The organism is Caloramator sp. CAR-1 (assembly GCF_030546345.1).
Classification (GTDB): Bacteria; Bacillota; Clostridia; order Clostridiales; family Caloramatoraceae; genus Caloramator; species Caloramator australicus.
The window spans coordinates 1-10,825 of record NZ_JAUONW010000047.1; the positions used below are offsets into that span (position 1 = coordinate 1).

8 protein-coding genes and 1 pseudogene are annotated in these 10,825 nt (G+C 30.8%); 1 reads left to right on the top strand and 8 read right to left on the bottom strand.

What is annotated here, in order from left to right:
- The 4 genes from Q3V94_RS12940 to Q3V94_RS12955 form a co-directional block, all read right to left on the bottom strand.
- Positions 1-281: hypothetical protein (locus Q3V94_RS12940; RefSeq protein ID WP_303528335.1), on the bottom strand; the 281-nt coding region annotated here is incomplete at its 3' end.
- Positions 282-439: 158 nt separating this feature from the next.
- Positions 440-6,103 (bottom strand): DNRLRE domain-containing protein, encoded by a 5,664-nt coding sequence (locus Q3V94_RS12945; RefSeq protein ID WP_303528338.1) that lies wholly within the window; start codon positions 6,101-6,103, stop codon positions 440-442.
- Between the two features lie 318 nt (positions 6,104-6,421).
- Positions 6,422-6,796 (bottom strand): hypothetical protein, encoded by a 375-nt coding sequence (locus tag Q3V94_RS12950; RefSeq protein ID WP_303528339.1) that lies wholly within the window; start codon positions 6,794-6,796, stop codon positions 6,422-6,424.
- Between the two features lie 2 nt (positions 6,797-6,798).
- The gene (locus Q3V94_RS12955; protein WP_303528341.1) at positions 6,799-7,584 is read right to left on the bottom strand and encodes a hypothetical protein; all 786 of its coding nucleotides are present in this window, start codon (positions 7,582-7,584) and stop codon (positions 6,799-6,801) included.
- A gap of 370 nt (positions 7,585-7,954) precedes the next feature.
- Between Q3V94_RS12955 and Q3V94_RS13715 the strand changes: the two genes are divergently transcribed.
- Positions 7,955-8,041 carry a hypothetical protein gene (locus tag Q3V94_RS13715; RefSeq protein WP_368506523.1) on the top strand — a complete coding sequence of 29 codons (87 nt, stop codon included), beginning with the start codon at positions 7,955-7,957 and terminating at the stop codon, positions 8,039-8,041.
- A 409-nt stretch (positions 8,042-8,450) separates the two neighbouring features.
- On the opposite strand, the gene Q3V94_RS12965 is transcribed toward Q3V94_RS13715, so the two are convergent.
- The 4 genes and pseudogenes from Q3V94_RS12965 to Q3V94_RS12980 form a co-directional block, all read right to left on the bottom strand.
- Complete coding sequence (locus Q3V94_RS12965; protein WP_303528347.1) at positions 8,451-8,612, bottom strand: hypothetical protein; 162 nt, start codon at positions 8,610-8,612, stop codon at positions 8,451-8,453.
- Between the two features lie 27 nt (positions 8,613-8,639).
- A pseudogene (locus Q3V94_RS12970) lies at positions 8,640-8,693 on the bottom strand (hypothetical protein); the annotation flags it as partial.
- A 286-nt stretch (positions 8,694-8,979) separates the two neighbouring features.
- Positions 8,980-9,648: a hypothetical protein gene (locus Q3V94_RS12975; protein WP_303528350.1), complete on the bottom strand. Its 669-nt coding sequence runs from the start codon at positions 9,646-9,648 to the stop codon at positions 8,980-8,982.
- 20 nt (positions 9,649-9,668) lie between these two features.
- Positions 9,669-10,232: a hypothetical protein gene (locus Q3V94_RS12980; protein WP_303528353.1), complete on the bottom strand. Its 564-nt coding sequence runs from the start codon at positions 10,230-10,232 to the stop codon at positions 9,669-9,671.
- Positions 10,233-10,825 lie beyond the last annotated feature (593 nt).

Genomic DNA, 10,825 nt, shown 5'->3' on the forward strand with positions numbered 1-10,825 from the left:
AACTCTAAAATTGGACCATAACTATAATCCATTGTTTCATATTTAAAGTCTTGTACTTTGCCATTCTTATTGTTTTTCATCCATTTAGTAAGTTGTATCCCTAATTCAAGCAATAGGATATATTGTTCTTGAAAAAAAAGTTTATTATTAACCCAGATTATCAATTCTCCCTCTATGTCTGCAATAACTTTTAAATTTCGAGATTTTATTAATTCTTTATCTACTACTTTATTTTTATCAAAAGCAAAAATTATTTCTATTTTATTGGATATGCTGTCCATATCTTACCGTCACCTCCTATAATTATTTGAATCTTTGTTTCTCCTTTTGTTCCTATAGTTTTACCTAAATCTGTAATTACTTTATACGAACCATTTTGATTGTTGGGTATAAACTTTGCATTTTCAGAGTATAAAGCTTCTTTAATCCATACATTTACTTAAATTTTATTATTAGTTGCAAATTTTTGCCATCTCCCTCCTGCATCCATTAAATGCTTATTTGATACTGTAAAATCATCAACTTTCTTTGCGGCTTTAAAAGCTGCTTCAGAAGCTTTTTTGAGTACACTGTTCTTATTCGTTATTTTATTAAATGTTAATCCAATACTTTCTTTAACACTGCTAAATCTTTGTTGAATTACATATAATCTTGAAATAACAAATGTATATACATAAAGAGCAGCATGGTTAAGTTTATTTATTGAACTTTTTATACCAAAATAACCATTTGGGTCTTCCATGTTTACCGGGTCGTTATTGCAATATGCAAACATATTATGGGACAGTAATTCCCCCGTAATACCTACAATCGCATCCGCATTGACAAACCTGCCCCACTCAGGATTGTAATACCTGCTTTGAAGATAATACAGCTTCGTCTCTTCATCGTATCTGTATCCTCTATACCTATATGGATTCTTAATCCCAGCTGTATCTTTTAAGATTCCATCAATTGAAATAATATTCCCCCAGCTATCATAAGTGTAGGTTACAACTTCATTTCCGTTTGAGTCAATAAGAGCAATTACATCCCCTTGCCCGTTTCTTACATAGTAGTATTCTACATTGTTTAGATTCATTGAAACAAGGTTGTCTTGGGTATCGTAGGAATAATGGATTGTGTCTGTTCCGTTTGTTTCAAGTATAACTTTATCGCCTAAAAGGTAATATTTTGTTGTAACACCATTTATAGTTTTTTCGGTTCTTATACCTTGGTCGTTGTATTTGTAGGAAATGTTAAACCCGTTCCCTTGTATCCTCGCAAGTTGTCTGCCCTCTTCCCATGTAAAGCTATAGCCATCATAGGATAGAGGATTCCCTATTGCATCGTAGGTTATTGTCTTTCCGTCAAAGCTTGTTAGTTTATCCTTCCAGTTAGAATCGTTGTATGTGTAGGTTATTGTCTTAGTAGGATTTTCAGGTAATCCTTCTGTATACGGATATTCTACCTTGCTTAAAATGTTTCCGCCTAAATCATAAGTATATAATATTGTCTTGTTTAATATCTGGTTATCTTCCCTATAAACTTCATTTAGCTCGTTGTAATAATATTTTATTCTTTTCCCATCCCGGGTTATTGTTTCAATGTTTCCATTTGCATCGTAGGTGTAGTTTATTTTTTTACCATTGTTGTCAATCTCGCTTAATCTGTTTGTTGTTGAGTTTTGCTCTTTCCCTGCTTCATAGCTGTAGTTTGTTATAAAGGATGCTGAACCTGTTAAAATAACTTTATTGTTTAATCTTCCTAAATTGTCATAATTATTTATAGCCTTTGCTCCGTTTGGAAGGGTCACTTCCTTTTCTCTATTGTCCTTATCGTAGGAATAGCTTGTTGTAAAGTTCAAGCCGTTTATCCTTTCAACTACACTGCTTCTGTTGCTGTTTGAATCGTAGGAATAATTTATTCTGTTTCCATTTGAATCCTCTATCTTTATTAATCTATCTGAAATATCATAAACATACCTATATTTTACCCCATTTACAAGGTCATCTAAATAGCCTAAATTTCCACTTGCATCATATTCGTATTTAAACCTTTCTATTCCGTTATATTTTTTTGCAGTAATTCTATCAAGGTCATCATAGTTATAACTTATTGTTTGCCCGTTTCCATAGGTTGAACTCTCTATCCTACTATAAGCATCATATGTGTTGGTTATAAGGCTCTGGCTCCCTACTTTAACACCGGTATTTCTTCCTAATGCATCATAAATAAAGCTATAGCTAAATCCGTTATGTCCTATTGCACTTAGTCTGTCATTTACATAGGTATAAGTATTCTTTACCTCGTCATTCTCATTTAATGCCATCTTGACTTCTGTCATCCTGTCTAAAATGTCATAAACATAATTTGTAGTTGAATTTTTAGCATCGGTTACGCTGTTTAATACTCCCTTTGCTGTATCAAAGTTATAGCTTACGGTATTTCCTGACGCATCTGTTTGGGTTTTTAGATAATTGAAATTTTCTTCATAAGTTGCTGTTGTCTTTATATAATTTGTGTCGGTTCCTATTTTGCTTTCTGTTACATTGCCAAATCCATCGTATGAGTAGTTTTGCAGTGTCCCCTCAGATGAAGTTCCACCTGTTAGATTATGTTTCTCATCATAAGAAAAACTTGATGAATTTCCTTTTGGGTCTATATAATTTGTAACATCGTTGTTTTCATAGGTTAAGTTTGTTTGATTGTTCTCAACATCAATTATCTTTGATAAGTTTCCATTAGTATCATATTCAAATCTATCACCAAATTCTTCTTTGTAAAGCCCAAGTCCATCAAACCAGGCTATGTTTTCATTATTGTAGTATAAAACATATATGTTTATGCTCTTGTAATCTGAACCTGCTACAATTCTATCTGATATATACTGCCAGTCGTTTGAATCCTGATTAAATGGTATTACTTGGTATTCATATCCTCCTGTTACCTTTTCAAAGCCTATGTCTATTGCAAAGTATCTTCCTTGTGATATTGGAACTGAGTTTGCCTTTGCCCATCCGGATACTACAAATGTATCTCCTTCTTTTCCTTCTACGTATATCTTTTGATAAAGGGCCTTTGTTTTTGTTGCCTCACCAAATATTCTAAATAGATTGGAATCAAGCCCTGGTGCCGGTGTTGATGTAACCTTTGTGTCGTCGCTGTTTAAGTAGCTGTTTTTTGTCCAGAAGGTTGGTGTATCTGTTCCGTATAAAAAGTCAGCATTTTCTACAAGGTTATATCTGTTTGCTACAAATCCATCCTCAAGTTGTAGTGCATCAAAATATGCATCCCCGCTTTCTTCTACTATCCCAAATCTTGCATAGACTGTAGAACTTGCAGCATCAGATGGAATTGTAAATGTAACCTCAACCCTTTGCCAATCGTTCGTTCCATTTATATACCTTGAATCTGCTGTCTTCCAGACACCTGTATTATCCTGATAGTTTACAAATACTGCAGCTCCTTTACCGTTAGTATTTGTAATATTTTCTGTTTTTACATATCCTGATAATGTATATGTCCTGCCCTTTGTTAATGTCAGCGTCTGGCCATAAAAGTGCCTTGATATATTGTTTGTTTTTGAAATTTTTATTGATTGTTTGCCAAAATATTTTTCATTCGTTGCAAAGCTTCCTGAACCCGTTGAGCCTGTCCAATTTCCAAGCGTAAAATATGAAGAAGCTTCTGCGTTGTGGTTTTGCAGGTAGTTTAAAACCGTCCTTTGCAATTTTGATTCAAGGGATAATTTATTCTTTGTAGCCCCTGTTGAATTGTATTTAAAATATTTAGCATAGCCTTTGTTATCCCTTATGCTTACGGTGTTCCCACTATCGTTAAATTGATATATTATTTCCCTGTTTCCAATATCTTTAAATTTAGTTTTGTTGAAGCCGTATTCTATTGTAAGCTTGTTTCCTTGAGCTCCACCTGCACTTGTTTCTATAACCTCATATATTTTACTTCCAGCTCCGGCATAGTATGTGTAGCTCATTTTATACCCATCAAAGTTTTGGGCAGATATTAATCTGTTTTGTGAATCGTAGGAGTAGGTTGTATAGTTTCCATCTGGATAAGTTATCTTTGTAAGCTTTGTTCCGGTATATTGAAAACTTGTCCTTCTTCCTGCTGAATCTAAGATTCCTGTTAGATATCCAGCGTCGGTTGTCTCAAGGATTACAATTCTTCCTGCAGGGTCAGCAATTGTTTTTAGGACTGTCCCTTGATAGGATAGTGTGATTGTATTTCCGTTGTTGTCTTTAATATATCTTAAATATCCACCTGCTGTAAATATCAGCTGATTGCCCTTTTTATCATTAATTGTATATGTCCCATCAGCATTTTTTATTAATTTTAAGTTAAGTCCTGATTCATCGGGATATTCATTAGTATTTTGTGTTTGAAGAAAATAATGCTTTGTTCCATCTTCATCGGTATATACATAATATGTTTTTCCGTCTATATTTTCACTTGTTATCCTCTGGCTTAAGTTTAATCTCCAGCCTAATCCGTATTTTATATCAGAATCCTTTTCGTTTGTGTTGTAAACATGATATATGGAAATTGGCAGTCTATTTCCGTTCATCGAAAGATCCTGATGGATAAATATTAAATTGCCGTTGTAATCGTTAATATATCCTGTCCCGGCTCGTCCTACATCATGGGAGTGATATGTCCAGTAATCCTCAAGCCCCGAGTTGTTTACATAGGATAATGTAACTTTTGGTCTATAGATTTCATATGTCCCTGATATATCCGATGAAAAAAATTCGTTATATCCTATGGTTTCATCTTCGTTCTTAAGCATTAGCCCATAGTTATTGCCTGTCGTATACCAGTCCTTAACTATTGATGTGATATCAAATGTAAATTTGTTACCTATGCTTCCTTGAACTAATTGATAATCCTCTATAGTTGTGTTATATCCTGGTTTGTTGCTCCATGTTATGCTGGATGAATTCCAGTCGCTCAAAACCTTATGAACATTTATCTGTCTTGCTGTTGAGTTTGCAGTGTATAAGAATAAATTAAGCTCTCCTTTTGTGATAAGGTCGGCACTTGTAAGGGTTGGAAGGTTAAATTTTATATATGTTCTGTTTACTCCAGAACTTGAACCGTATCCAACCTTTAGCATTACGCTCTGCATATAGTTTGTATTCGGGTATCCTGATGAGACATGGGCATCATAAATATCTGAAGGATCAAGAGATGTTCCAATTGTAGGATCAATTACAACCGGATATGCCCTTTTTTCATCATCAAGCCACTGTTTTGATGGCTTTATTGTTAATTTATATCCTTCCTTTGTTTCAATAAATTCTATTTCAATGTCTTTGCTTTCTTCACCATTTGCATCATACATAAAGGCTTTATCGATGTAGAATACTTTGTTTGAAACATTGTCTTTGTCATAGAATATTATTTCTCCTTCTTCAAGCCTTGCTAATAGGTTTTTTGTCTTTATATTAAAATTAAATATTGGATTTTCTACTTTTTTGCTCAAGATTATGCTTTCCTTAAGTTCTTCAGGAAGAATGTCATACTTTAAATCTACATTAGGTAAAACTTCTTTAAAAGAAACCGTTGATTTTACATTTGGAAGAAATTTAAACTTTTCATTGTTTGAAAGTGAATTTATATAGTTTGAATCAATATTTTCAATTAAAGCAGTGCTCTTTAATGGACTTTCTATATTCCAGGATATTTCGTAATTATCCTTTTGTATCCTTACTAATTTTTCTGAATTCGTATTCTTTGCTATTTTTATTTTGTATGAGTTTTCTTTGTTTTCAAGAATGTCTAAGTTATCTTCATCTTTTGCCTGGATTAATGAATTATCTATATCCTTCCATTTACCGTCCTTTAAGTAATGAACTGCTGTAGGATATATTGCTGCTTCATATGTAAAGTCATCCTTTAAAAAATGTTTTATGTTCTTTTCTCTTTTTTCTTCTACTTCCTTGATTATTTTTGCTTCTTTTTTAGGAATTTCTTTAACCTTTGGTGCATCTTCTACTGCAAATGAACTATTAAAAATGTCTGCAAATACTTTAATGTTGATGAAAGAAAGAATTAGTGTGAAGATTAGAATAAAAGAAATGCGACGTTTTAGCTGATGCATTTTAAAACTCCTTTCGGCAAAATTGTTAATAAAATATTAACATTAATAGGAGCCGGTCTCAATAAGTAAATTGTGGTAAATTGGTAATTATCGGTTATATAAACTCTATTTCAAAAAAAATAAAAAAGCCTTGAAACTTAATGTTTCAAGACAATTTTATCATAATTAAAGTTTAGATTTTGTCTTTGGACGATGATGTTGACATAAGGTTTATTTTTATAGGTATTTGAAAAAACAAATATTTTTATAAAATAATTATCCAACTATTAAGAAAGAACATTTTTGACACGGAAAGCAATTTTAATTAAATCAATTTTTTTATTTTAACTCCCAGTCTCCTTTATTATCTTTATAAATAATCAATACAGTTTTCCCTTTCATTCCTTTTATAATATATCCTATAGCAATTTCCTTATGTTCAACACCAGATGGATCAGTAAAATACAATGTGATTGAATCTTCTTGTTTGTTGTTAATAATATGCTCATATTTCTCTTTAGGTTTTAAAACACCTATTTCAACAACTTCTTTACTTGAAGTATATTTGAGTCTAACATTATGAATCTGTTCATCCGATTGATTTTCAATTACTAAAATAGCGTTCTTATTAACCTGTAATCCGCATCCAACTACAAATGAAGCAATAATAACAATACATATTAATCCTTTAAACCCTTTTCTAATAATTTTCATATTTATTTCTCTCCCGCACTAGATGATCTCACTAGAACCCCATTGCTAATAATTCTAAGTTCGCCATTCCTACATTTTTCTTTCGATTTACTTATAAAAGTGCTATGCAAAATTGTCCAAGGATTATCCTTTGCCAACTGTAACCCAACTGCATTATTAAATAAATCCATATTTCTTTCAATAAGAGGTTGTTTTTCTGATCCATATTCATGAGCATCACTCCATTTTTTTGCAAATTCTTGTCCAACATCTATAGCCATTCCATAATTCCATAAACAATGTCTAAACGCATCACCATTACCATTATGAAGTACTGAACTTATATAATTTTCTTCAGCGTACTTTAATGCCAATTTACCATTAGACATACAAAGCAATGCTTTTGTAGGATTTAAATTGTAAAGTTCTTTTTCTTGTGGATTTAAATAACCAGTTATATAGCCCTCCAAGTCATCGTAATAACTATCAGTTGCTATATTTGACTCTATACTTAATTTTTTTGGATTATTTTTCTTAACTGCACTTCTAAGTAATTTTTTTGTGTATTCATCAAGCATGGTGTCACTCGCTTTAGGATTGTTCTTTTTGTACTCTCTTATTTTAATAATAACCTCATCAAACAGCCTATCCATTTCTATATCACTACCACCATATTCTATATCACAATTTGAAGACTCTCTTAAAACTTGCTCATCAATAGTATTAATGTTTACATCCATAGCAAAAACAGTAATGCTTCCAATAACAATTGAGAACATAATAAACAAAGAGATAACTTTTTTAACCATAAATTGAACCCTCCTATGTAAAGTATTAGTTTTGTTAAATCATAATTCAAAATCTTTATCGCTTTTGTTAAGACAAATCAGGTAATCAAAAATATCAATGTAAAGATTGTAGACGTCAATTTACTTTTAATGATTTTATGGGTAAGAAAAATCGTGTATTGAGAGGGTACCCTCGTTGTCCTATTTGTGGCAATAGTATACCTATGAAACTGTCATTTTTTTATTATGTGTGCACACACTTATAAAAATTTTATGCTTACATTATATATATATACATATATTCCAGTCAACGAAAGCTTTTCTATATTTTTCTACATTATTCTACACATGGTAAATAGAAATAGTCTCTTAATATTATCACCTCCATCCCATCCCTAAACACTATCTTCCAACCTTCATAAACCTTAACCGCCTTGATAACCGTATCCAAAATCTCTCCGTCAAACTCATCAAGTAATCCATCCCTTTCCCTTAAAACCTTAATAAATGCCTCTATCCTATCCCTCTTTACAATCCTTTCAAACCTCTCATTTTCAACATCTTCTATTGAATTTCTATTCCCTTCACACCTTTCAACTAAGGCATTGTATCTTGTCATATATTCCTCTTGGTCCTGTGCTTTAGTTGCGTTATCACGGATGCATTTGTTTATCATTTCTAAAACTTCTTCTGCTCCCTTTTCAAGTTCATATATTTTATCATCTAATTCTTTAACATCAACAAGTTTCTTTATAATTTCCTCATACCCCTTTAATATTTCTTCCCTATTACTTATAACCCCATTAAATACCTCAACAAATGCCTTCTTTAATTCATCCTCACTTATAGTTGGCGTCTTGCACTTTTTCTCATTCTTATACTTATAATTACACTGCCAAATAACCTTCCTTATACTTATCATTAGAATGCCAAACCTTTCTGCCGTAGAAACTTCCGCAGTCGCCGCATATAATCTTCCCTGAAAAGCAGCTCCCTCCTGTCTTATAACCCTTTACTTCTTTTCTCTTTCTAATTTCGTCTTGAACCAAATCAAATACTTCAGGAGAAATTATAGCCGGATGGCTGTTTTCAACATAATACTGTGGAACTTCTCCTTCATTTTTCTTTATGTTATATGGCTGCCATTCAAAAAAGTAAAAAAGCCCTGATTTTTCAAGGCTTTAAATACATTGTATCAAATTAATAGTTCAAATATGTCTTTGGACGATGATGTTGATACAAACCATTTTTGCATAAGTTTGTGAAATTTCACTAGTTTGATTAATTATGTAAAAGTCAAAATCATTTTTAAATATACAATATATTATGCGGTCAAAAATTTATCTACACTTATTAACTTTATACGAAATTTTTTTCAGGCTCGTTTATTATTATTTTTTCATATTAATATAGTAGCTATTTATTTTTTTCATCTATTTTATTTATTATTTCTTTCAAACTTTTGGCATTTTCAAATAATCCTTTTGTATCATCATTGTAGTAATAAACATCTAAATCATAATTGCTAATATTAAAATCATTCAATTTTTTATCAGTTTTTATTAATATCTCCGATTGTTTAGAACTAGAAAAATAATAAATGCCCTGGTTGTCACCAGTTTCCTTTCTGAGTAAAAATATTTTTTGCATTCCTTCTTGATAATTACCTTTTACATCAGCAAAATTATGCAAAAAAACATCCTTGTTATCAATTCTAATTCCTATAAATTTTCTTAATTTCAAAATTTCTCCTTTTTTAATAGATCCTTTTAAACATTTTATAACTTCTAAATCCATTTCTAACTCGATATTATAACCGGATTCTCGTGTTCCAGTTTCAGCTTTTACATAAATATAATTTGGATTAATATTTTTAATTCTTCCAATGATAATTATATCTGATTTATTAATTAAACTATCAAGTTTATCGTATACTTTTGATAATGTGTATAAATTATTTTTTTCATAATTTTGTTCTTTTTCGTATTTGTTTTTAGTTAAGTTAAAAAAACGAAAGTCATATGTATAATATATAGTTAACAGTATTATAATGCTTATATAAATTACTAATTTCTTAATTTTCATTTTTGAATCCCCCATTTATTCTAATTTAAACCGTAAGAAGCCTTTACCCCATTAATATCATTGACTGTAGGCTGATAAGTAGTAATTTTATTAGCATATTCACTCATAACTGAATTTCTTGTATCGAAAAATCCTAGATCTGCCAATCCAAAGCAATGGCCTATTTCATGACATATTGTAAACTCATAGACTCTATTTCGTTCGAAAATGTCTGAATATTCATTATCTATAAGATTCGAATTGACCAAAACATGTATTGATCCATCATTTAAAAAACATGTAGCACCATATTCATCATAAGGTAAACTCCAAGAATAAATCTGATATTTCTGACTATAATCAATATTAAATCTATCTTTATCTTGCTGCAATTTAACAATTTGACCACTATTAGTATTCCAATAGTAAAAAGAATTATATGTTCTATCATATAAGTTTTTATTTGTATCTCTCATTTCAAAAAAAGCTTCCGGTTTGTTTGGAATTTTTTCTGGCTGTAATCTATATGTAACAGCAAATACTACTGTTGTAGACAAAAAAGTTATAAGAAAAAAAATAATTGTTTTATTGTTTACTTTTTTCATATTTAACCTCCTTTATTAGTATTCTATCAATTTTATGATGTAGATTTTTATTTTTTTTCACTCCTCCATCCTTCATAATTATTTTAAATTTAAGTAAGACCCCATTCATTACCTTCTATTGCCATTTTACCCCCCCTTCTACCATCTCTGTCAATAGAAAATTTCCATTTTATTCCGACATAATTCTGTATCACCTTAAAGTAATACAATTAATTGCACATTATTTTAATATAAATTTCTTTTCAAACTTACCTAAAATATCAATGATTTACAGATACTTAGGTAGTGTAAATAATTTTGTGTATTTAGAATAATTTGCACTCTTTCTTGGTAAGAATTTGCCCTATGTTAATGATTAATACATTAATATTATTGACCGTTTTTTAATCTTTTATGCATGAGATAGAATATTTTTGGTTATACTATGTTATTAGGGGTAATTTGAGCTTTTTAGTTTAAGCCTTGGGAGACCTAGGTCGACTAAGGCTTAAACTAAAAATTTTTTGCGGCGGGGGTTTTATCTTATAAATTTCTCCAMTCTTTCTGGATACATTATCATTAATTGGTTTAATAACATGTCCCAGTTTTTATAT

Bases quoted from the DNA above. Each gene is read 5' to 3' on its own strand.
- Q3V94_RS12955 (WP_303528341.1), bottom strand. From the start codon at position 7,584: ATGGTTAAAAAAGTTATCTCTTTGTTTATTATGTTCTCAATTGTTATT.
- Q3V94_RS12950 (WP_303528339.1), bottom strand. From the start codon at position 6,796: ATGAAAATTATTAGAAAAGGGTTTAAAGGATTAATATGTATTGTTATT.
- Q3V94_RS12975 (WP_303528350.1), bottom strand. From the start codon at position 9,648: ATGAAAATTAAGAAATTAGTAATTTATATAAGCATTATAATACTGTTA.
- Q3V94_RS12980 (WP_303528353.1), bottom strand. From the start codon at position 10,232: ATGAAAAAAGTAAACAATAAAACAATTATTTTTTTTCTTATAACTTTT.
- Q3V94_RS12945 (WP_303528338.1), bottom strand. From the start codon at position 6,103: ATGCATCAGCTAAAACGTCGCATTTCTTTTATTCTAATCTTCACACTA.